Annotated in this window: 14 protein-coding genes; 3 read left to right on the plus strand and 11 right to left on the minus strand. The window is 54.9% G+C overall.

The window, feature by feature from the left end; all coding sequences use genetic code 11:
- Positions 1 to 299: 299 nt before the first annotated feature.
- From K0B87_05030 to K0B87_05080, 11 genes are all read right to left on the minus strand, one after another.
- Entirely contained in the window at positions 300 to 3,119 is a 2,820-nt protein-coding gene (locus K0B87_05030; protein MBW6514100.1) for a DUF2723 domain-containing protein, read from the minus strand.
- Positions 3,120 to 3,137: 18 nt separating this feature from the next.
- On the minus strand, positions 3,138 to 4,133 hold the full coding sequence (locus K0B87_05035; protein MBW6514101.1) for a carbohydrate ABC transporter permease: 996 nt from the start codon (positions 4,131 to 4,133) through the stop codon (positions 3,138 to 3,140).
- 10 nt (positions 4,134 to 4,143) lie between these two features.
- Entirely contained in the window at positions 4,144 to 5,076 is a 933-nt protein-coding gene (locus K0B87_05040) for a sugar ABC transporter permease (protein MBW6514102.1), read from the minus strand.
- Between the two features lie 27 nt (positions 5,077 to 5,103).
- Entirely contained in the window at positions 5,104 to 6,297 is a 1,194-nt protein-coding gene (locus K0B87_05045; GenBank protein MBW6514103.1) for a pyridoxal phosphate-dependent aminotransferase, read from the minus strand.
- 64 nt (positions 6,298 to 6,361) lie between these two features.
- Complete coding sequence (locus K0B87_05050; GenBank protein ID MBW6514104.1) at positions 6,362 to 7,075, minus strand: polysaccharide deacetylase family protein; 714 nt, start codon at positions 7,073 to 7,075, stop codon at positions 6,362 to 6,364.
- On the minus strand, positions 7,065 to 8,153 hold the full coding sequence (locus tag K0B87_05055; GenBank protein MBW6514105.1) for a hypothetical protein: 1,089 nt from the start codon (positions 8,151 to 8,153) through the stop codon (positions 7,065 to 7,067). Before K0B87_05055 ends, K0B87_05050 begins: the two co-directional genes overlap by 11 nt.
- Positions 8,154 to 8,171: 18 nt before the next feature.
- A complete protein-coding gene (locus tag K0B87_05060; protein ID MBW6514106.1) occupies positions 8,172 to 8,792 on the minus strand; it encodes a TetR/AcrR family transcriptional regulator in 621 nt (206 codons plus the stop codon).
- A 211-nt stretch (positions 8,793 to 9,003) separates the two neighbouring features.
- Positions 9,004 to 10,827 carry an excinuclease ABC subunit UvrC gene (uvrC, locus tag K0B87_05065; GenBank protein MBW6514107.1) on the minus strand — a complete coding sequence of 608 codons (1,824 nt, stop codon included), beginning with the start codon at positions 10,825 to 10,827 and terminating at the stop codon, positions 9,004 to 9,006.
- Complete coding sequence (gene murJ, locus K0B87_05070) at positions 10,806 to 12,365, minus strand: murein biosynthesis integral membrane protein MurJ (GenBank protein MBW6514108.1); 1,560 nt, start codon at positions 12,363 to 12,365, stop codon at positions 10,806 to 10,808. The genes uvrC and murJ overlap by 22 nt, the downstream gene beginning before the upstream one ends.
- Before the next feature lie 8 nt (positions 12,366 to 12,373).
- Positions 12,374 to 13,498 carry a DNA polymerase III subunit gene (locus K0B87_05075; GenBank protein ID MBW6514109.1) on the minus strand — a complete coding sequence of 375 codons (1,125 nt, stop codon included), beginning with the start codon at positions 13,496 to 13,498 and terminating at the stop codon, positions 12,374 to 12,376.
- 35 nt (positions 13,499 to 13,533) lie between these two features.
- A complete protein-coding gene (locus K0B87_05080) occupies positions 13,534 to 14,139 on the minus strand; it encodes a GNAT family N-acetyltransferase (protein ID MBW6514110.1) in 606 nt (201 codons plus the stop codon).
- Between the two features lie 574 nt (positions 14,140 to 14,713).
- Between K0B87_05080 and K0B87_05085 the strand changes: the two genes are divergently transcribed.
- The 3 genes from K0B87_05085 (at position 14,714) to K0B87_05095 (ending at position 22,252) form a co-directional block, all read left to right on the plus strand.
- Positions 14,714 to 19,849 carry a hypothetical protein gene (locus K0B87_05085; protein MBW6514111.1) on the plus strand — a complete coding sequence of 1,712 codons (5,136 nt, stop codon included), beginning with the start codon at positions 14,714 to 14,716 and terminating at the stop codon, positions 19,847 to 19,849.
- 342 nt (positions 19,850 to 20,191) lie between these two features.
- Entirely contained in the window at positions 20,192 to 21,544 is a 1,353-nt protein-coding gene (locus K0B87_05090) for a DUF3987 domain-containing protein (protein ID MBW6514112.1), read from the plus strand.
- A 513-nt stretch (positions 21,545 to 22,057) separates the two neighbouring features.
- Positions 22,058 to 22,252 carry a hypothetical protein gene (locus K0B87_05095; protein MBW6514113.1) on the plus strand — a complete coding sequence of 65 codons (195 nt, stop codon included), beginning with the start codon at positions 22,058 to 22,060 and terminating at the stop codon, positions 22,250 to 22,252.
- The last annotated feature ends 504 nt before the right edge of the window (positions 22,253 to 22,756 follow it).

Here is a 22,756-nt window from a genome sequence, read left to right on the forward strand (position 1 = left end):
GTCTCTTTTACTCTGTGCCAATTGATGTTCTCATCCAACTTTAGGAGAAAGTGGTCCAGTTTGGCCAAAGTGTTCTGGATTTCGTAATCGGTCATGGTCATTTTGTCTGTTCTCATGGTAAACTCCATCGTTGTAATGGAGTGACAATAAGTATAGCTATCTAATTTGTCAAGAATTATTTGCAGATATCGTAAACTATTTTTCGGGGGAGTTCTACCCCTAGTTTTAGACCTTTTCCAGAGAGTCTATGTGCAAAGGTCTTAAAAAGCATGTCCCCCGATAGGAAAGAGGCCCAAGCCCTATTGGAATTCCAAGAGGCCCGGATCGGTGCCAGACTGGCCGGACATCGCCCCGTACATGTATCTGTAGATGTCGTCCCAGGTGTAGCCGAGTTTTCCCTGCAGGGAATCGAACATGGCCTCCACCTCGGTCCTAAGGTCGTAACGCTCGCCATAGTAAAAAGCCAGGGTGGCGTAATCTATCTCGTTGGGATAACGGAGCAGGAATTTCTGCATGTAATTGGTGAACTGGCGCGGGTAGTCCTGGACAAAGATGTTGAGGACATAGCTGTTGTAGATCCTCACAGCGTCGGGATGGGGGAAGATGTTGACCTCGATGAACTGGTCCACCTTGTCCCATTGGCCGGTTCCCGCGTAGAGCCGGATGTAATATTCCGTCATCCTCAGTTCGTTGTCGATGTATTGTCTGGCCTTTTCCGCGTAGGCTTGGGCGAGGTCGAATTCCTTCTGCTTGGTGAAATGGATGGCGGCGCGGGTGTAGCCGGAGCCGTAATTCATGATCAGGCGGCTCATGTTGTCGTCCTTGAAAACCCGGTCGTCAAAGATGGAGCGGTACTGGTAGACCTCGTCGATATTGGCGAGCAGGCGTTCGATGTTGATCTGCTGGCCATCGGGATCCTTGTAATGGACGAGGCGGCTGACCATGCCCTCGTTGCGCAGGTAATCGTCGAAGCCAACGTTGCTTTCGCAGGTGACGGCAAAATAGATCGGGCGCTTGCCGAAGTTTTCCCTGATGATCTGGATGACGGCGAAGTCAGATCCGCGCTGGGGGTAGAAACCGCCGTCGGATTCGCGCTTGCGGTAGTTTTCGAGGTAATTGATGGTGAAATTCCTCTCTCCGGACGGATCGCCGGCATTGAAAGTGACCGTATCCTTCCAGAGATAGTCCTGGAACAGGCCGCGCCTGTCGTCCAGGGAGTCGATGTGCTCTTCGGAAAGGTTGATCAGCACTCCTTCGAGGTCGCGCAATTGGCGGATGTACCAGGAAGTGTTGAGCAGCGAGAGATTGGCGACCGTCACATCCTTGCGGATGCCTTTCAGTTGGGCGTTTTTGATGGCCAGGGCTTGGGCGATCGCGGCCTGGGACTGGGGAGTGGGGTAGATGCCGCTGGATGGGTGCATATGTTCGGTCACGAAAGGATCTTCGACCGCCTGGGCATACCAGATCGGATAGGTGTCGTTGTCTCCGTTGGTGAAGATGATCGCGTTCTCCTCCAGGGAATTGAGGAAATTGACCCCGTAATCCAGGGCGATGAATTCCCGCGAGCGGTCGTGCTCCAGATATTGCGCGCCCATGTTGAAGAGGGGCAGCAGCCCCAAAATGGCGATCATGGCGTATTTGGCAGCTTTGCTCTGGATCAGATGCACCACTCCCAAGGCGCCGATGCCCATCCAGATCGCCCACATGTTGTAGGCGACCACGTAGAAATAGTCGCGGTCGCGCACTTCGGAGGAGGAAAGGTTCATCACGAAGACCATCAACACGGAGGTGCAGATGAAGATGGCCAGGAAATAGCGGAAGCTGTGCTTGTTCTTGCGGGCGTGGAACACCGCGCCGAAGAGGCCCAGGAAGGTGACCAGCAATCCGCCCAGCAGTTTGACCATGCCTATGGGGATCTTCGCCCATCTGTTCACGCTGTCGGCCTTGAACCACTGCCAGCCGAAATAGCGCAGGAAATGGTAATCGAGCTGATGGGTGATGAGATTGCCGCGGCGGACGAACATGGAGGTTTCCTGCTCCGCTTTGTATTGGCGGCGCTGGATATAGTCATCGAACCTTTGCGAGGTGCTGGGATCGGCCAGGTTAATGAAGGGCCGGTCGGCAGCCCGGATGGGCAGATAGACGTGGGCGGAAAGACCGATCAGGACAAGCGCGAAGCCCAGGAACCAGAGGCGTTTGTCGAACACATGGCGCAGTTCGATGAACATCAGCACCAGGACGCAGAGGGCGAAGCCCATCTGGTCGAAGGCGTCTATGTTCAGGCTTCTGCCGATCGCGCCAAAGATCAGGTAGGATATGATCAAAGCGGCGCCGTAGCCGACGAATTTGTACCAGAAGTTGCCTTTCCTGAGGCCACTGATCATCAGGGGATAGACGACGATGAACAGGATGGCGGGGGCGATCTGCAAAGCTGTTTGGTGCACGCAGAATCCCAAAAAGAAGAGATAGAGGATAAGCAGCAGGTAGTTCTGCTTGTGGAAGTCCCGCGATTTCTGCACCCACAGCAGAGTGAGCCAGATGATGATGTTCACGAAGAAGACCAGCCCGGAATAGACCTCCGCTTCCACCGCGTTCATCCAGAAAGTGAAGGAAAAGGCGGTCAGCAGGGCGGCGATCACTCCGGCGAAAATGGATTCCCAGTATTTGATCTTGAACATGCTGGTGAGCTGCACAGTGATCAGATAGGTGAACATCACGGCAAAGGCCGAGGTGAGGACGGAGATGAAGGCGGCGATCCAGGCATGGGGCAGGATTCCGCCAAAGAGGGCCACCAAGGCGCGGCCGAAAATGATGTAGAACGGGTTTCCCGGAGGATGGGGCACGCCCAGGATGCTGATGCAGGTGGCGTATTCCCCGGAATCCCAAAAGGACAGCGAGCGCGCCTGGGTGAGTAGGTAGATGATGAGTGCGAAGGCGAAAACTGCCCAGGCGACGATGGTGTTGATCCTTCTGGGGACAAGCGGCTGGGGCCGGAACTCGCTTTCGTCGACGGCCACGGGCTTTTCGGGGACCTTGTATTCGGGCTTGCCTTTGGGCGCTGACCCAGCTTTTTGGATCTGGCGCTTGATGTGCTTGATGTCTGGTTTGGCTTTACTCATTTGATTCTCCGCAAAAGATTAATCCTTCAGGCCTGAGCGTGAATAGCTGGCTATGATCTGTTTCTGGGCGATGAAAAAGAGGATGAGGATGGGCAAAATGCTGAAAGTGGAAGCGGCCATCAACAAGGTGGTCTGGGTCGAGGCCTCCTGGTTGAAATAGCTCAATCCCACCTGCAAGACCCGCAATTCAGGACGGTCCACCATCACCAGAGGCCACATGAAGCTGTTCCAACTGGAGATCAGGGAAAAGATCGAAGCCGTGGCGATGATGGGTTTGGAAAGGGGAAGAACGATCCGCCAGAGCATCCCGAAGGTGCTGCAGCCGTCGATGGAGGCGGCGTCGAACAACTCCTGGGGTAGGGATTTGAAATGCTGCCGGAACAAAAATATGGTGAAGATATTGACGCACCAGGGCACGATCAGCGCATAATAGGTGTCCAGCCAATTGAACTTGTCCAGCAGCATGTAGGAAGAGATCAGATACACCGGCTGAGGCACGATCATCATGCTGAGGAAGAGGTAAAAGATGAAGTCGCTGCCCTTGAATTCCATTCTGGCAAAGGCGTAGGCCGCGAGGATGGAGGTGAGGAAGACGCCTATCAGGGTCACGATCGACACGAAGATGGTGTTGGCAAAATAGGTGGCAAAGGGAACCTGCCTGAAGGCCCTGGTATAATTGTCCAGATGGATGCTGGGCTTCTTCTTGACAAACTCGATCTCGGAGGACGGCACGCTCATGTATTCAGGATACTCAGCCGCTATCTGGTTGTTCTCGTCCAGAACATGGATGACGCTCTCCGATCCTCTTTCCGTCACCAAAATGATCTTGTGCTCCACTCCGTCCTTGTTCCAGACGTAGTATTCCTCCTTGGGGATGAAGATCGCGTCGTTCTTGTTGAATTCCGACTGGGTCATGAGGGAGGTGGAGATCATCCAAATGAAAGGGACGACCATGAACAGGCCGCAGACAGCCAGGAGGAAGTAGATGATGGATTTGCTGATGATGGGATGCATGCTCTCCTCCCTAATAGTTCACGTGTTTTTCCAGGCGCCGCTGGAGGATCGTGAGTCCCAGCACGAAGACGAAGAGCACCAGGGCGACCGCGCTGGCATAGCCCATATCGAGGTCGTCGAAGCCCTTTTCATAGATGTAATAGACGATCAGCTTGGTGGTGCCCAGGGGTCCGCCCTTATCCGTCATCAGATAGACCTGGGCGAAGGTCTGGAAGCTGACGATGGTCGTCATCAGCAGCACGTAGAAAGTGGTGGGGGAGACCAGGGGCACGGTCAGATTGAAGAACTGGCGGAACTTATTGGCCCCGTCGATCTCGGCCGCCTCGTAATAGACCTTGGAGATGTTCTGCAATCCCGCCACGTAGATGATGGTGTTGTAGCCGAGGCTTTTCCAGATCGTCAGAATGATGATGCTGACCAGGGCCAGCGACGGACCACCCATCCAGGCAGGGATCTGAACTCCCAACGAGGAGAAGAGCAGGGTAAAGATCCCTTTCGGCTCTCCCAGCCAGAGCAGTGGCTCCATGCCCAGCCAACCCAGGAAAGTGTTTGCCAGTCCGCCCTGCTCAGCGTAGATGATCTTCCAAACAATGGAGATCGCCACCAGGGAGGTGACGAAGGGCATGAAATAGATCGTGCGGAAGAATCCTTTCATAAACTTGATCTGGTTCAGCAGCACGGCAAAGAGGAGTGGGAAAACGATGCTGGCGGGCACCACGAAAGCGACCAGCCAAAAGGTGTTGAGCATCGATTGCCAGAACTCGGCATCCCGAAACATCTCAGCGTATTTGGCCAGGCCGATGAAATCGCCGCTGCCGGTCACCCTGAATTCAAAAAAGCTGATGATGAAAGACATGACGATCGGCACCAGGCGAAACAGGACAACCAGCACCAAAGCCGGCAGAAGATAGATATAGGGCGTGATCTTGAGACTCGTTTTCATATCACCACCATGGTCATTGTTTGGGATTTACCTTGCTTTGTTGTATTCCTGGATGCCTTGGGTCAGGATGCGCATCGCCTTGCGCAGTTCATCCTCGTTCAGCACGTAGGCCAGGCGCATCTCATTCCTGCCCAGGCCGGGTGTGGCATAAAAACCTTCTGCGGGAGCGCCCATGACGGTCTCGCCATCGATGGAATATTCATCCAGCAGCCAGATAACGAACTTCTCGCAGTCTTCCACCGGAAACTTGGCCAGGATGTAAAAAGCGCCTTTGGGTTTGACGCAAACAACCCCGGGGATCTGCATCAGAACGTCATAGACCAGGTCACGGCGGGCTTCGTATTCGCCGATCATCTCGTTGAAATATTCCTCTCCCAGGGGCACGCAGGCGTTGGCGGCAAGCTGGTCCACGGTGGCGGGGCAGAGCCTGGCCTGGGCGAATTTGAGGGTGGCCTCCATGATCGCCTTGTTCTTCGAAGCGATGCAGCCGATCCGGGCGCCGCAGGCGCTGTAGCGCTTGGAAACGCTGTCCACCAGGATGGCGTTTTCCTCCAGTCCGGGAACGTGCATGATACTGGTATGGGCAAGCCCGTCGTAAACGAATTCGCGGTAAACTTCATCCGAGATCAGGTAGAGGCCATGCTTTTTGGCGATGCCTCCCAGGCGGAAGATGTCCTCGCGGGAATAAACCGTGCCCGTGGGATTGCCCGGGCTGCAGATCATGATCGCCCTGGTCTTTGGCCCAATGAGGGCTTCGATGGCCTCGCTGGAGGGAAGCTGATAGCCATCCTCGGCCCTGGTCGTGATCGGTTTCAGGTTGATACCGGCCATGGTGGCAAAACCGTTGTAATTGGTGTAAAAAGGTTCCGGAACGATGATCTCGTCGCCAACTTCGCAGACCACCAGCATGGCAAAAGTGATGGCCTCTGAGCCAGCCGTTGTCACGATGATCTCGTTTTCCGCCAAATCGATTCCGTTTTTGGCATAATACTGCACAAGGCCCTGACGGTAGACGTCCAAGCCCTGGGATGGTCCATAGGCCAGCACTTTCTCGGAAAAGCCATGATAGGCGTCGATCATGGCCTGGGGCGTGGGAATGTCCGGTTGGCCGATATTGAGGTGATAGATCTTGATACCGCGTTTTTTGGCAGCGACAGCGTGGGGCATCAATTTGCGGATCGGGGAAGCCTGGATCTCCAATGCGCGTTGAGAAAGCTTCATTTTACATCCTCTTTGCTGTTTTTTCCCATTTTAAAAAGCCGGAGCCATTTGACAAGCAAAATCTTCAGTCCAGGGCTCCCAATTCCTCCAGCGCGGCGGACAGGGTCATCACCCGCAGGCCGGTCTGGCCGACGTAATCGATGATCCTGGCAAATTCCGGCACCGGACAATCCGCATTGTAGCCACCTTCGGCCCCGATTGTGTGAAACCCCAGCACGATCAGGGCCTCGCCATTGGCAATGCCCCGCTTGACGCGCGTGATCAGGTGTCCGGCGGTCCAACCCGTGTGAAAGGGAAAGTAGCCCAGGGCGTAGCGGTTCAGAGGTTGATGCATGGACATATCGACAATGCTGCGGATATAATCGTATTGACGGGTGATGATATCGTAATACTCAGCCGGGCAGACTCCCGCTGGCAGGGCAAAACCACGTGGATCGAGGCCTTGGGCCACAAGATTTTCCAGGTCCAGGTTTATGGCCAGTTCCGCTTGCTCGTAGCTTAGCTGGGCCAGGTCTTCATGATCGAGCGTGTGCCCCCCTGTTTCCCAGCCGTGGCCGATCTCCAGGCTGCGGACCTGGTCCCAGGTGAGCAGATTGGGGTTGCCCACTCGGCCGCTGTTTATGAAGTTGGTGGCCGGAAAGCCGTGGTCTTGAAGAACAGGCAGGGCATGTTCCCAAACGCTCTGATGGCCGTCGTCGAAGGTGATGCAGACGATCGGGGCTCCGTTTGCTGACGGAGCAGTGATCCTGCAGGAAGCTCCGGCGAGGCTAAGGGCCAAGGCGCAGAGAACTCTGCAAGCCCAGCGTGAAAAGTGTTTTATGGGTATCGGGTATTTCATGGGAAGCATAGGCCCCAAGCCTGATCTGGGGCAGGGGATTCCATTCTGAGAGCAGATCGAATTTGTGGATCTGGATCGTATCCACGACCTTATAATGGTAGGCGGGGGAAAGTGAGAATTGGCTGGCTCGGAAGATCAAGGCCGCTTCAAGGCCCAGGCTATGCCGGGGAGCGTGGTCACGCTCAAGGTACTGGAAGCCCAGCAGCACTTTCGGCCAACCGGTCCTGACGTAGCTGGCTTCGGAGGCATGAAAGATTTCCTGATGGGAAGGCTTGTCTGCCTGGGGTAGGACCTGTTTGTAGGCTGTATCGGTCCGGAGCGTGAAATCATCGCCCAGATAGGATACGCTCAGCGTTGGCATGAAACTGGGAGTGGTCCAATGCGTGTCCCGTGCGTTGCCATCGAGGCGCAATCCCCATCGCAGCTGTTTGGCGCTTCCGGAGGCAGCCAGATGGGCCATGGCCAGGTTGTGGACATTGCCTCCGACTCCGGCCTGAAACTTGGTTTCCTGGCGCAGGTAGGTGAATTCCAAACCATTGAATCGGGTATGAGCATATTGGTAAGAGTTATACTCTGGATCAAATACGAACCGCTGTTGGAAGAAGTAATCCCTTCCGATGCCCTGCGGCTTGGTCATTCCGGCCAGGGCAAAGGAATCGCGGGCCCAGGTAATGGCCAGGCTGTCGATCAGGACTTGCTGCCGGATGAAACTTGGTCGGGAAGTCAGCTCGAGGCCAAAGCCAAAATCACGCCACCGCAGATCATCTATCCCGAAACTGAGCAGGTATCTCTCGTCCCAGTCGAGCTTGCGGATGTCGCGATCGGGATGGTAACCGGCATGGTTGTCCGAATGAAAGGCCGCGAAGAACGGAACCTCAAGAGCAAATAGAGTTTGCCCACTTACCGAAGCCAAAAGAAAGAGCGCGGGGATCACGGGCAATAGCCCAAGGATCCGCCGCGCCATGTTTAGCGTACCTTTGTACAGGTCCCTCAAAGTATGGTTAAAACCCGGCTTCATCAAGCCTGATGGGTTGGCTTATGCTGAGGTGCCGATGCCCACTTTCAGGATCGCCCTGATATTGTCGACCAGGGGTTTGATCTCCAGGGTTTTTCCGCTGATGAGCCATTGGGTGAAGATCACGTCCATGGCGCCGATGAGCATGTAGGTGAGGGCATCGACATCGACCTTGCGGATGCGGCCGATCTTCATCGATTCACTGAGAATCCCTCTCACGTAATCGAAATAGTAATGCATGGGATTATAGGAGGGATTGCGCTTGTAAAAGCTCTCGCTTTGGCGCAGCTCCACCACCAGGAATTTGGCGATGTAGGGCTTGCTGACGATCAGTTCTCCGTGTTTCAGGAAGAACTGATGCAGCTTGTCGATCGGGTCCTTGATCTTGTCGGTTTCTTCCTGGATCTGCATGATCTCGTCTTCGATCGTCTTTTTCATGCACTGCAGCAGCATATCGTCCTTGTTCTTGAAATAGTTGTAAAGGGTGCCGATGCCGACCTTGGCATGGATCGCGACGTCCGACATGGTGGTGTTGACATAGCCTTTCTGGGCAAAGACCTTGATGGCCGCCGTGAGTATCTTCACTTTGTAATCTGTGGGCATCACAGACTTCTTGCGGGGTTTGGGGTACAGTTGCATCATGTTTTTTTCCTCTTTTCTCGATTGATTTTCTTCTAAGTGCAATATAATTCAGCAGACCGGATTTGTCAAGCTATTTAATAACAGCAGCAGAGATAATTATGCACCTCAGATGAATACAGGCCAGGCTATTGCTGGCAGTCTCATTCAGTGAATAATATTGGTAAGACTGATAATTGACTATAAAATGATGAAATCAGTGGATTGTCTAAGTTTACTGATTTGAGGAATCAGCATGGAAATGAGCGTGAATCTGCCGGGCGGTTTTCTCGCCGATGCCTTTGATGGATCTGAGCTTGTCGATGCTGGCCTGGCTGATCTCATCCACCGAGCCGAGTTCTTTCAGGAGGAGGAATTTGGTCTGCTCGCCGATACCGGGGATGTCCTCCAATTCGCTGATCAGGGTGCGTTTGGAACGCCGGGAGCGATGGAAGTTGATGGCGAAACGGTGGGCCTCGTCGCGGATGGCGGTCAGCAGGCGCAGGGCTGATGAGGAACGGGTCAGGATTACGGACTCCGAGCGGTGCGGAACGTAGATCTCCTCCGCTCGCTTGGCCAGGGAAATGATCGGAATATCAGTCCGGGACGAGCTTTCCAAGGTTTCCAGGCAGGCGGCGAGCTGTCCTTTGCCTCCGTCAATGATCAGCAGGTCCGGCAGCATCGCCTCGTCTTTCTGGATCTCCTGCAGGAATCGTGAAAGTGTTTCCTGCAGGGCGGCGAAATCGTTTTGGGTATCCAGGCTGCGAATGATGAAATGGCGGTAGAGCTTCTTTTTGGGCTTGCCGTTTTCGAAGAACACGGCGGAGGAAACGGTGTCCGTGCCTTGGATGGTGGAAATGTCCATGCAGACCATCTTGCGCGGCAGCCTGGGCAGGGCGAGCTTTTCTTTGAGTTCCTGGATGGGGAAAACCGTCCGGTTGGCCCTGCGCAGATGGGCGAGTTTCCTTTCTTCGATCAGGTGGAAGGCATTGCGTTTGGCCATGGCCAGGAGTTTGCTTTTCTCGCCGCGTTGGGGCAGGCTGAGCTTGCCTTTCAGCCAGAGGTTCAGTTCTTCCATTTCAGACGGCTCATGGGGAAGCAGGATCTCGTCCGGAAGTTCGTCCCTATCCGCGTAGTAGAGTTGCACGAAGGCTCTCAGGATCTGTTCCGGAGTGCTCTGTTCCACGTTTGAGAGCGGATAATCCTCGCGGTTGACCACCATTCCACCCATGATCCTGAGCACGACGCAGACGGCGATGTTCTCCTCCTGGTAAAAGCCGATCACGTCTGTATTGCGGGCGTCCTGGGCATAGACCACCTGGCGTTTTTGAATGCGTTCGATGGCAATGATGCGGTTGCGCAGTTTGGCAGCCTGCTCGAACTTGAGATCCTCGGAAAGCGTGTTCATCTCGTACCGCAGCTCATCCAAAACCTCCTGGTGCCGGCCCTCGAAGAAGCTCATCTGCCGTTTGATGATGCGCAGGTAATCTGCCTGGGAGATAGCGCCAATGCAGGGAGCTGGGCACTTCCCCAGCTGGAAGTTGATACAGGCATTCTTGTAGCGGACCTTATCGGCAGGGATATTGCGGTTGCAGGAGCGGATGGGGAAGATCCATTCAAAATTGCGCAGAGTGAAGCGCAGCGACTTGGCGTCGGTGAAGGGCCCGAAATAGCGCGATCCGTCCTTGACCACGTCCCGGGTGACCATTATCCGGGGAAAGGGTTCCTGAACTGTTATCTTGACGAAAGGATAGCGCTTGTCATCCTTGAGATTGATGTTGTACTTGGGTTTGTGGCGCTTGATCAGGTTTGCTTCCAGGATGAAGGCGTCCTGCTCGGAGAGGGTGATGATGTAATCGAGGTCGGCGATGTGTTTGACGAGCTGCTCGGTCTTGATGTCTTTGGGCGATCCGCTCAGATAGGACTTGATCCTGTTTTTGAGCGATTTTGCCTTGCCCACGTAAATCACCTCCCCGGCTGCGTTTTTCCAGATATAGATCCCCGGCTGCTCGGGCAGGAACTTGAGTTTTTGCTCGATCAGTTCAGGCGTTTTTTCCATACCAGGGAAAGGGCGCTGCGCAGGTAATCCAGCTTCAGCCAGAGGCCCAGCAGATAGAAGATAGCCAGGCTGAGGGCGACCAGTCCGGCATCCTTGAGGATGAGCAAGCCGGTCCCCAGGGGCGGGATGAGCTGATTGGCGGCCAGAAGCAGTGCCAATAGGACCGCGCAGATCAGCAGGGCCTTGAGGATATTGGGCAGGATCCCGGAAAAGTCTACCTGGGGCATTTTCTTGCGCAGCAGGCGCAGCAGCAGGAAGAAATTGACCATCGCGGTGATCGAAGAGGCAAAGGCCAGGCCGCGATGCTGCAAAAATTGCATCAGAACAAAATTGAGGACGATGTTCAGCCCCACCATCGCGGCAGCGACGCGCACCGGGGTGCGGGTGTCCTTGTTGGCGAAAAAGAGCGGGGTGAGGGTCTGGTTGAGGCTGAAAAAGATCAGGCCCAGCGAGTAAAAGACCAAGGCCTGGGTCGTCCAGAGAGTGGCCTTGGCGTCAAAGGCGCCACGTTCAAAGAGGATCTTGACCAGATCGCCACCCAAGGTGATGATCAGCACCGTCACGGGCAGCATCACGTAGGCCAGGCTGACCGCGGCAAAGCGGAGATTTTTGGATAGCTCACCGAAATCCTGTTTGGCCACCAGGCGTGAATAGGTGGGCAAGAGCACCATCCCCGTGGAAATGGCGAAAATGCCCAACGGCAGGTGGAAGAGGCGGTTCCCGTATTCCAATGCGGAGATGCTTCCCACGGCCAGAAACGACGCCATCAGGCTGTCCGCGATCAGGTTGATCTCCCGGATCCCCACTCCGATCAGCGAGGGGACGAAGCGGGTCCACATCGTCCTGAGCGCTTCGCCGCCGAAATTGAGCATCAGCTTGAAGGGATAGCCAAGCTGCTTCAAATAGGGGAAATTGATGACGGTCTGCAAAAACCCACCCGCGAAAACGCCCCAAGCGCCCCAGCGGACAAGGGCCACGCCTTCGATCCCGAACACGAAGCGGGGCAGCACCAGGCTAAGGATCATGCCCAGATTGAGCAGGGCGGAGGAGAGCCCGGTCATGAAAAAGCGGTCGTGGGAATTGAGGATGGCGATCATGGTGGAAGATAGCCCGATCCAGGTGAGGTAGGGAAACATGATCCGGGTGAGGATGACGGCCAGGGAATAAGTCCTGGGAGGCAGGCCGGGATAGATGACGCGAACGATCAGGGGCGCGAAGATGATCCCCAACACGGTTAAAATGAAGAGGAAGAAGGCCAGGATGCCCAACACCTGGAGGGCGAAATCCATCTGCCGGCGCTTGTCTTCGTGGACCCCCAGTTCGTTGTAGATGGGCACAAAGGAAGCGGAAAGGGCTCCTTCGCCGAACAGGCTGCGCAGCAGGTTGGGGATGCGGAAGCCCACCACGAAAGCGTCGTTGAGAAAGGTGGTGCCGAAGCAGAACGCCATCACCTGGTCGCGGACCAGGCCCATGATCCTGCTCAGGAAGATGGCCACCGACATGATGCTGATGTTCTTGGCGAGTTTCTTTTCGGACATGGTTCTGCTCAAGCGCGGAAGATGCCTCTCAATTGGGTATGGAGGTTGATCATCACCAACTGGAGGTTTACATTGCCGCGGATCTTGCGGATGTAGTCCTCCATCAGCCGCAGGAAATTCAGCACCCTGTCCGTCAACACGGCGTCATCCACCAGCCCCAGCCTGGCCCTGGCCTCCAGCAAATAGTCCTGCTTGTCGATATTGACGATCTGCCCGGGAGCGCTCTCAGCCAGGTTCAAGTCCCGCGCAAAGAGGCAGATGTAACGGATCAGTTCGATGCTTCTCTCAGCTTTCATCCGCGCCGGAAGGTTCTGCAACGATCTGAAATATGCCAGTTCCCTGTCCTCCGCGGCCATCTGGAAGATTTCGAAAGCCCGGTCCCGCAGTTCGCTGGATTCGCCTTTGACCAAGTGGATGGCCCGTTTGACACTGCCGTCGGCAATGTGGGAAGAGGTGCGGGCCTGTTCCGGCGAGGCGTTGAATTTCTCCATCAGGATGCCTTCGATCACCTGGGGCGTGACGGGCTGGAAATAGATGGGCTGGCAGCGCGATATGATCGTCGGCATCAAGCCGGAGAGGTTGTTCGTGATCAGGATGATCACCGTGTCCGGGGGCGGTTCCTCCAGCGTCTTGAGGAAGGCGTTGGAGGTTTCGATGTTCATCTGGTCGGCGTTCTCGATGATGCAGATCCTTTGCGTGGCCTCATATTTGCTGATGTCCAGCCGCTTGATCAGCCAGCGGATGCTTTCGACGCGGATCATGATGTTCGCGCTGAACTGGTGGTCTTCCCAGGGTGTTTCGATCTTGTTGCGGATGTATGCCTCATATTCACGCCTTCCCTCCGCGCTCTTTATCTCCCCATCCAGGCTCAACTGGAGGTTCGGGGTGGGGAAGACGTAGAGCAGGTCTGGATGGTCAAAGGCCAGAAACTTGCGGCAGGAGCTGCAGACACCACAGGGCCGGAATTCGCTCTTGGAAAGGCAATTCAGGGCCATCCCGAAATAGAGCGCGGTGGTGAATTTGCCCACGCCGTCCATGCCGTGGAACAGATAGGCTTGGGCGACGCGGTTGTTTTCCATCGCCAGCCTCAGGATCTGCAGGGCGCTGGTTTGTCCTTGAATGTTGCGGAACATCGGGCTGTTGGGAAGCTGCGGCGGTCTGTGGCAGCCTAAGCTATGGTTATCTTGCTGCGGCCCGCCTCATCACTGGTGCTGCGTTCAAAGACCTTGTTCACGAACGGGCTGCTGAATTCGGAGGCCAGGATGTCGTAGATCATCACGTCGTGATATTTGCCCGCCATGAAGATATAGTCGCGGCGCCGACCCACATATTTGAAGCCCACCTTCTCATAGCAGCGGATGCCGCGCTGGTTGTAGGCCACCACTTCCAGGCTGATGTTGTTCAGGTTCATGATGTTGAAGGCATAGTCGATGATCAGGGCCGTGGCCTCGGTGCCGATGCCCTGGTTCCAATAGGTCTTTTCCCCGATGAAGATGCCAAAATTGGCGCGGCGGTGAACGTTGCTGACCTCGTGCAGTCCGCAGTTGCCGATCACCTTGTTGGTGTCCTTTTCCACGATCGCGAACACGACGTCGTTTTTCATCAGGTTTTTCAGGGCATCCCTTTCCTTTTCCAGGTCGAAGACCGTGGAGCTGGAAAGCAGGAATTGCCCGATCTCCAAGTCGTTCAGCCATTCCGTGTAACGTTCGGCGTCCTCGAGGGATACGGGCGAAAGGTAGCATTTTTCCCCGATCAGCTTTCTAAAGTACTTCATTATTTTCTCCCCCTGCCCCGTGAAGGGCAGGTATGTATTATGTCGGATTTTGCTTTTCATGATATGACATTTTTACCGCCCATATCTGTCAAGGTAAATCGGCATTGGATCTGCCCGGCCAGCAGCCCAAAATTTCTTCTGGCTACAGACTCAGTGATGCGTGAACCCCATAAACGGTTCTGTCTGGATGCAGCAATTATCTGGCAAGAATCTGGGAGAATAGCAAATATCTTGTTTGAAAAGCAACGCCATTCTGCAACCTTGATAAATAATGATGGGCCACTCAGTAGATATATTTCCACAGTGGAGCAACTTTGCTAATTTTTTTGCTCATTTAATACTTGACATAAGTTCAGGATTGGCCTGTAAGGGAATCAAAGTGTTTTTTTGTTTGAAGAACACGAACAAGGAGTTTGAGTATGATTGGTTGCGATATCCGGAATACGGGGCTGGGCCTCGTTTTGCCAGATGTTGTCAACTTGGGTTTGTTCAACAGCCATGGAGGTTGTGTGTCATTTTCTTACATCAGGGTCGGCAATTCATCCCAAGGTTCCAAGTGAACAAAGGAGTTATTATGCGTCGCTTGATTCTTCTACCCTTGTTGCTCATGTTGATGCCGCTTCTTGTTGCCGAAACCGTATTGGTCGGCAACGGAATCAATTCAGCGGAAGTCCTCTCTTCAACCTCGAACGAGACGTTGATCCAATTCAATCTGGGAAAATATGAAACAACCAAGCTGGAGATCGATGGGGAGGAGTGGTACCAGATAGGCCTGGCCAAGGAAGGCAAGTTGCTGGATGCGGGATTTCCCGAACTCCCGGCCTTCAACCGAAGCATCATCATCGATGACCAGGCGCTGACGAAGCTTGAAGTTTACGACCTTCAATATGAAGACATCGAGTTGCCCATCGCGCCATCCAAAGGGGATCTGACCCGTAACATCGATCCGGCCACGGTTCCTTATACCTTCGACAGAATGTATGAACGCGACGAATTTTATCCCGCGCAGGTCGCCACGCTGTCGGAACCTTATATCATGAGGGATTTCCGGGGCATCGTGGTAAAGACTGTGCCCTTTGCCTATAATCCAGTGACCCGGACCCTGCGTATCTACACGTCCTATAAGGTGCGCGTATACGCGGAGGGGACGGACACGGTCAATGTCCTGACCACTTCCAGGGACGAAATATCGCGGGAGTTCCTGGGGATCTATGAGAACCACTTTCTAAACTGGTCTGATTCCCGCTATACTTCCGTCAGCGACAGTTTCGGCAAACTGGTGATCATCTACCACGACGCCTTTGAAGCTGCAATCACTCCCTATTTCGAGTGGAAGCGCCAGAAAGGCATTCCCACCTATTCCTATTCTTACAGCCAGACAGGGGCAACCAGTGCCGCCCAATTGCAGACCTTTATCCAGAACAGGTACAACACAGACACATCCGTAACATTTGTCCAACTTGTGGGAGACGCCGCCCAGATCCCGACCCTGAGTGTCGGCGGAGGCGGAGCGGACCCTGTCTATGCGCTGGTTTCCGGCACGGACAGCTATCCGGATATCTTTGTCAGCCGGTTTTCCGCCACCACTGCCGCTGATGTGACCACCCAGGTAAACAAGGTCCTTAATTGGGAAAGGGACTTTAACACCTCCCAGACCTGGATGCCGTGGGCAACCGGCGTTGCTTCCGCAGAGGGTCCAGGCGACGACGGAGAATATGACTGGCAGCACATGGATAACATTCGCAATGATCTCCTGGGCTATGGCTATACAATAGTAGACCGCATCTATCCCAACCAGGGCAACGACACAGCCGCCTATTTGAGCTCTTGCCTCAATGGCGGCAGCAGTTTGATGAACTATTGCGGCCACGGCTGGACACAGGGTTTTTCCACCACGGGGTTCAGCAACACAGACGTTGGCAACCTCACCAACGGCGTCAAGACGCCGGTGATCTGCAGTGTCGCCTGCCTGAACGGCAATTTCGTCAGCTACACCTGTCTGGCAGAGGCTTTCCTGCGCAAATCAGGCGGAGGGGCGATCGCCTTTTACGGCAGTTCCGTAAATCAATCCTGGAATCCGCCCATGGCCGCCCAGGATGAGATTGTGGACCTCCTGGTCGCGGATGCCAAGAAAACCGTGGGCGGCCTGTTCTTCAACGGCTCCTGCAAGATGCTGGATGATTACCCCGCTGCAACCGACATGTACAAAACCTGGAACATTTTCGGCGACGCCTCCATGCTGATGCGGACGAAGACCCCGATCGCCATGACCGTCACCCACACAAGCACCATCAATGTCGGGGAGGCGTCCACCGTATCGGTTGCCACGGGAGTTCCCTATGCCTATGTGGGAATCACCTATAGCAACACCATCACTGCCCGCGGATATGCCAATTATCTGGGAAACTTCACTGCAACCATTACGCCCCCAGCATTCCGGGAATACACCATAACGGTCACCGCCCATAACCGGGTTACCTACGTTGGCAATATCTATGCCGGCCACATCTGGACCGGAACTGTCTCGACCGCCTGGGGCAATGGTTCAAACTGGAATGCTGGCAGCGCTCCCAGCAGCACCAAAGACGTCCTGATCCCCAGCGGATGCACACGTTATCCCATTACCTCCACTTCCGTAGGATATGCCAGAAACCTAACGGTCAATAGCGGAGCCAATTTCACTGTGGGCGCCTACTCTCTGATCATCTACGGGAACGCGACCATCGGCGGCCAGCTGAACATGACCCATGCCACGGATTTTGATATCAGAGGCAACGTCACCTGGGGGCTTAACTCAACCGCCTCGATTACCAATGCTACCGCGGAAATTTACGTCCGCGGACACATGACCTTCAACAACGGCTCCAACGTCCAACTGGCCATGGGTTATCTGGAATTTAACGGCACTTCCTCGCATTGCCATCTGATCAACAAGAGCCCCACCACCCAGATCCACAACCTGAGGTCGGACATGGGCGATGGTCTGGCCCTGATCATCCACGACGATTCCACCTACGACCTGGTGATCAACGGTAGCCTTTGGAACTATCAGGGAAGCAGCACCTATTGCTATTACACCGGCAATGTATATTTGAAAGGCCTCTATCTCAGGGATTACAACTCCACCACGACCTACGGGATCAAAATGTACTACAATACCCTGATCATGGATGGAACAACCCAGTATGTCGACCTGCAAGGCCCCAATTGCTATGTGAACAACATCACTTTCAGCTCGACCGGAACGACCACTTTGCAGAACAACCTGACAGTCAGGGGAGATCTGCGCATTGAAAGCGGAGTGCTGAGTGCTGGCGCGTATGAGATAAATGTCGGCGGGAACTGGATCAACGTGGTGGGCCCCACGGCCTTCAGTGAAGGAACCTCCACCGTCACCTTCAATGGTACCAGCCACCAATACTGCAACTACAGCGAGACATTCAACATCCTGAAAGTGGATTGTGGAGCGGCCCTTAGGGTGAACAGCACCTCTGCCGTGGTCACCTGTGCCCAATACGACTGGGTTTCGGGCGGAATAGACGTCATCACCGGCACCTTCACCGCCCTCGATTTGGCTGACAACGGTATCGCCGGAGGCTGGTGGCTGAATACAGGGGGGACGATAAACCTCTATAATCCTGCCCCAGATACCTGGATCGACCTCAAGGGCAACCTCAACATCTACGGCGGCACCTTCAACGTCTACGGAGGTTCCACAGCCAGTTACTGGCCCTACAGCACCACCGCTTCCATCAACATGACCGGTGGCATCCTGGACTTCAAAGACCAGGGCGTCTTTGTGAATACATATTACGCCGATTTCCCCAACACCATAAGCGGGGGGACGATCAAGGTGAATAGGGAATTCTACGGTGACCGCACCGATTTCAACCCCACCGGCGGACTCATCGAGATGGTGGGCGGAACGGACAGCAACCTGAGCCACGGCGTTGGCTCAAATTTCAACTCGGTCAAGATCAACAAATCCAGCACCCGGGATGGCGACACCGGCCCGATCTTCGAAACCGACCGGGAAGGCGGGACAACTCAGATTACCCGCACCAACAATGTCACTGCGGCTTCAGACCTGGATATCAACGGCTATTTCATGATCTCGGCCGGAACATTCAACGCACCCGCCCAAATGAACGTGCGGGGAAGCTGGTACAATTATGTCGGCGAGTCTGCTTTCAACGAAGGCACCGGCCTGGTGGTCTTCGATGGCAATGCCAACACCACTATCTATGCAAACGAGGTCTTCCACGCCATCGAACTGAATAAAACCCTGGCAACCATCAACCTCAATCTTGCCAGCACCCGCAGCCTGGTCTGCGCATCCTACGACTGGACCCAGGGCACCCTGAACGTCACGGGCGGCAGCTTCACTGCCAACGATCTGGCTGACCCCCTCATCCAGGGGACCATCAACCTCAGCTCTGGATACATCCACCTTCATCAGGATGCGGCACAATACATAGACATGGCCGGCACATGGAACATTTCCGGCGGCGAACTGCACCTCTACGGCGGGAACGGAAGTTCCTACTGGCCTTGGATCGGCACGGGGGAGATCAACATGAGCGCGGGATTGATCCACAGGCACGACAACGGCATCTACATTCCCGACACCTATGCCCTTACCGAAAACATCACCGGGGGCACGATCCGGACCGACGGAAACTTCAATTGCTACCGGAGTGATTTCACCCCATCCGGTGGAACCTTGGAGTTCGTGGGACCCATCGATGGCTATTTGTACAATGCCGGCGGAACATTGCACAACATAGTCGTGAACAAAGGCGATGCCGCGGCCCTGGAAGCCAGCGAGCCCACAGAGCCAGAGTTCATCACCGACAGGGAAGGAAACCAGAGGGAGCTTACGCGCAACAACATTGCTGTGTTGGGAACAAACATAAACAGCACCGGGGACCTGACCGTGGCTTCCGGTATCCTGTACTTCAACGGCAAGGAGTTTAGCTGTGCCGGCAATGTGAACATCAACGGGGTGATGTCTCTCAATGCCGCAGCAGTATTGCGCATGGCCTCAGCCAAGCAGCTCAATGTAAACAACGGCGGGCGTTTGGTGGTGGTCGGAAATTCCATCAATGCCGCCATGATCACCAGAAGTGCTGGAAACTACGCCTTCAACGTCGAATCCGGGAGTACCATCGCCGCCTCTTACGCCATCTTTGAATACATGAATTCCAATGGCGTCTGGATCAAGCCCGGGGCGGTCGTGGACTCGGAATATTCATTCAACGACTGCACCTTCCGCCTGGGTTCTGCGGGTGGGAAACTGCTCCAGATAAACAACGACCAGTCCTTCACCGTGAATGGGGCCGCCTTCCCTGCCAACACCTGGAGCGGGGCCTACAACGTCTCCAAGACAGCGAACAACGGCCAGGTCTATTTCGCCAACTGGAGCGGAGATTTCGGCGGTCCGGCCTTTGAGCAGGACACTTACGGCCGCCTGTTCTGGCAGGGAACCGGAATTCCGCCCGTGGCCGACCTTGCGATCAGCTACATCACGGCTACGAACCAAATCCGGCTCGATTGGACCTATCCGCTTGCGGCCACACAGTACAAGATCTACCGCAGCGCCACGCCCGACGGTACCTTCACCTACGTGGGCTCAACCACCAACCTCTACTGGACCCAGGCCCTGCCGGGAGACGTCTTCTTCTACCGGGTGACAGCGATCATGCCCTGATCAAATAACGAACCATATAAGCGGGGGATCCCTTGTTTGCGGATCCCCCTTTTTCTAAACAGGCCCACTCCAGAGGCTTGCCTCCAGCCCCGGAATGACGCTCTTTTCCTGCCTCCAAATCCTTGCCAGGCATGCGCATACACTTTCCAAAAAAACATTGCAAAAAGCAAAGAATCCCCTTGACAGATACCCTTCCCCAGCCAGAATGGAGCCCATATTCATCAGCTTCGGAGGGGCATTCCCGGTGTCTGCGCAACTCCCTCGGCGGGGGTTCACAATCCAGGCGGCCTGTGTCCGGGACCCTCCAAGCTGGAATGTGGACACATCTTTATGGAGGAAGATATGCGAAACGAACTGCTGCAACTCTTTGGGAGGAAGATCACTCCCGAACTCGACCGCTCCCGCCTGCCCGAATTCATGGACCGCTATCTGGAGATAGCCACCAGCTGCACGGATGCCCGCCCGGGGCTTTTGCTCACGGCCTGGCTTCCTTTCTGCGGCGTGAACGCGGGGAACAGGGTGCACATGTACAACAACACCGGCCGGCTCTATCCCAACATCTGGAGCTGCGTGATCGGCCCCAGCGGAATAGCCCGCAAAACCACCGCCATTTCCTATGCCCGCTACACGATCCGGGATTTCGAGCGCGACCTGCGCCAAGGTTCCGTCGATGACCAAAACCTGCGCACCCTGGTCGTGACCAGTTCCACCCTTTCCGTGCTCCTATCACAATTGGCCATCAATCCCAGCCGTCTGCTGCTCCAGAACGAATTCTCCGGCTGGATGGCCGACATAAGCAAAAACTACAATGCCGGCTACAAACAGCATATCACCGATATCTACGACAACAAGGACCGCGTGGTCAAAACCCTCGAACGCACCGATATCATCAACGATCCCGCCCTGTCCGTGGTAACCGCCTCCACCGAAGGCTGGTTCATGAAGCACATGGCCATCGGGGCCGAACAGCTCAGCGGCTTTCTGCAGAGGATGGTCTTCTTTGTGATGGGGGAGGTGGATTACAGCCAACTGAACCTGGAGGTGCGCGATGTGAAGGAGATGGAGGAGAGGCTGGCCTGTTTTGACAGGGAACTCTTCCAATGGTGGAGGGGGATCCCCTTTACCCAGCTTCTGGAGCTTTCCCCCGCGGCCAAAGCGCTGCGCGACGAGCGATACCTACAGCGCCACCGCGAGTATTTCGACAAACGCAACGACACCCTGATGAGCTATTTCACCCGCGTTCACGATGGCTATTTCTACAAATTCTCCATCCTGAACACCCTCGCCTGCCATCCGGGAGATCTGGGCGCGGCCGTGCGTTCGGGCACCTGCCCCAAGCTGTTCAACAGCCTCAAAGTGAGCGAAAAGACCGCCAGGGAAGCCCTCTACCTCTGCGACTACTACATGGCCAACACCACTCCCCTGCTGGCCCTGCTGGACGAGCAAAGCGCCCTGGCAGGCGAACGCAAGCTGATCGAGCTCATCACCGTCACCTACGGAGGAAGGGTCGCCCACTCCAAACTGATGAACGCCTCCCACATGCGCAAAAAGGACTTCAAGGAAAACATCGAGAGCCTGCTCGACCGCGAAGCCATCCGTGTCGAAACTGTCAAGGGGCCCAACAATAAGAACGCCAGGGTCTATGTGGCCGATCCCGAACTGATGCGGGAACTGGAGAAATACCGGAAAGCCTGATTTGCCCGGACACCGCAGATAAAAAGCCCGGGGTTCCCACTCCGGGCTTTCTTTTGGCTCTCTTTCAAACCAAGTGGGTCAGATATTCAGACGCAGATTGAAGGGGTGGCAAATTCCGATTTGCCACAGCGGTCAAAGACCGCTACACCTTTATAGAAACCGGTTTCAACCGGTGCAGGACAATAGGCGGGGGGATTCATCCCGGGTTTATATGGAGTTCATATTTATCTGGCCAGAATTCCCCACCCCCTCAGCAAACTCAGAATCTGAGTTTGCAGAGGGGGTGGGGCCATGAAACATGGATGGACTGATCATGAAACACGACGGCTGAAGCCGCCGTCTATTGTCCTTCACCCCACCTGCGGCGGGGTTGGTCAGCAGCGACGGTTGTCACAGACATCTTCTGAAGGCAGCCTTGCTGCCTTTGCCGATTCTCAAGATCGGCAACCCTCTGCTCGTGCATCCGGATTGGACGCTCCAATCACCCACTTGGTTTGAAAGAGAGCCTTCTATATGAAAAACGTCGAGCCCCTCCTCGCCCTCATGGACGGAAAGGACAAGCTCGCCAAAGAACGCAAGGTCGTCGAAACCCTGATGAACAAATTCGGCGGCAGGGCCAAACACTCCGAACTGATGAACGCCTGCCACTCCCCACATTGGGAAAGGGGTTACGCGATACGGGTTACGCCAAGGGGCGGGGCTTTGTAGCCTGATGATTCCGATCCTCTTCCGCAAATCACCACCCCCCGGACAAGGTCAATTACGCTCAATTACGCTCAATTACGCAAGGGGTTGCGTACTTGCGACCCACTGTCCCCCAATCACTTAAGCCTCAATTACGCAAATACGCAGCTTCTTTGAGGCCGGCGGGTTTGCAGGGGGGATTTGTCCTGCTATCTGAAGATAATATATATATAAATATAATAATATATAATATATATTATATATAAATCTATATCTACCAGGATATAGCATCTCCACCCCTCATGCTGGAGCTTTCTTTTCCCCGTTCCGGGGCTTAAAGACCTTGCGTATTTGCGTAATTGAGGCCTAAACCTCTGTGCCGCAATAACTCGGAACTACGCAACCCCTTGCGTAATTGAGCGTAATTGAGCGTAATTGACCCCTCTTTCCCAGCTCACCCATCACTCACTTAGCACTCCCTGACCACCCGCCCAGCCGGCGGGTCCTCGGCGGGAGGCGGGCAAGCGG

The sequence above is a fragment of the Candidatus Syntrophosphaera sp. genome (assembly GCA_019429425.1).
Classification (GTDB): Bacteria; Cloacimonadota; Cloacimonadia; order Cloacimonadales; family Cloacimonadaceae; genus Syntrophosphaera.

Bases quoted from the DNA above. Each gene is read 5' to 3' on its own strand.
- K0B87_05030 (MBW6514100.1), bottom strand. From the start codon at position 3,119: ATGAGTAAAGCCAAACCAGACATCAAGCACATCAAGCGCCAGATCCAA.
- K0B87_05035 (MBW6514101.1), bottom strand. From the start codon at position 4,133: ATGCATCCCATCATCAGCAAATCCATCATCTACTTCCTCCTGGCTGTC.
- K0B87_05040 (MBW6514102.1), bottom strand. From the start codon at position 5,076: ATGAAAACGAGTCTCAAGATCACGCCCTATATCTATCTTCTGCCGGCT.
- K0B87_05045 (MBW6514103.1), bottom strand. From the start codon at position 6,297: ATGAAGCTTTCTCAACGCGCATTGGAGATCCAGGCTTCCCCGATCCGC.
- K0B87_05055 (MBW6514105.1), bottom strand. From the start codon at position 8,153: ATGAAGCCGGGTTTTAACCATACTTTGAGGGACCTGTACAAAGGTACG.
- K0B87_05060 (MBW6514106.1), bottom strand. From the start codon at position 8,792: ATGATGCAACTGTACCCCAAACCCCGCAAGAAGTCTGTGATGCCCACA.
- uvrC (MBW6514107.1), bottom strand. From the start codon at position 10,827: ATGGAAAAAACGCCTGAACTGATCGAGCAAAAACTCAAGTTCCTGCCC.
- murJ (MBW6514108.1), bottom strand. From the start codon at position 12,365: ATGTCCGAAAAGAAACTCGCCAAGAACATCAGCATCATGTCGGTGGCC.
- K0B87_05075 (MBW6514109.1), bottom strand. From the start codon at position 13,498: ATGTTCCGCAACATTCAAGGACAAACCAGCGCCCTGCAGATCCTGAGG.
- K0B87_05080 (MBW6514110.1), bottom strand. From the start codon at position 14,139: ATGAAGTACTTTAGAAAGCTGATCGGGGAAAAATGCTACCTTTCGCCC.
- K0B87_05085 (MBW6514111.1), top strand. From the start codon at position 14,714: ATGCGTCGCTTGATTCTTCTACCCTTGTTGCTCATGTTGATGCCGCTT.
- K0B87_05090 (MBW6514112.1), top strand. From the start codon at position 20,192: ATGCGAAACGAACTGCTGCAACTCTTTGGGAGGAAGATCACTCCCGAA.
- K0B87_05095 (MBW6514113.1), top strand. From the start codon at position 22,058: ATGAAAAACGTCGAGCCCCTCCTCGCCCTCATGGACGGAAAGGACAAG.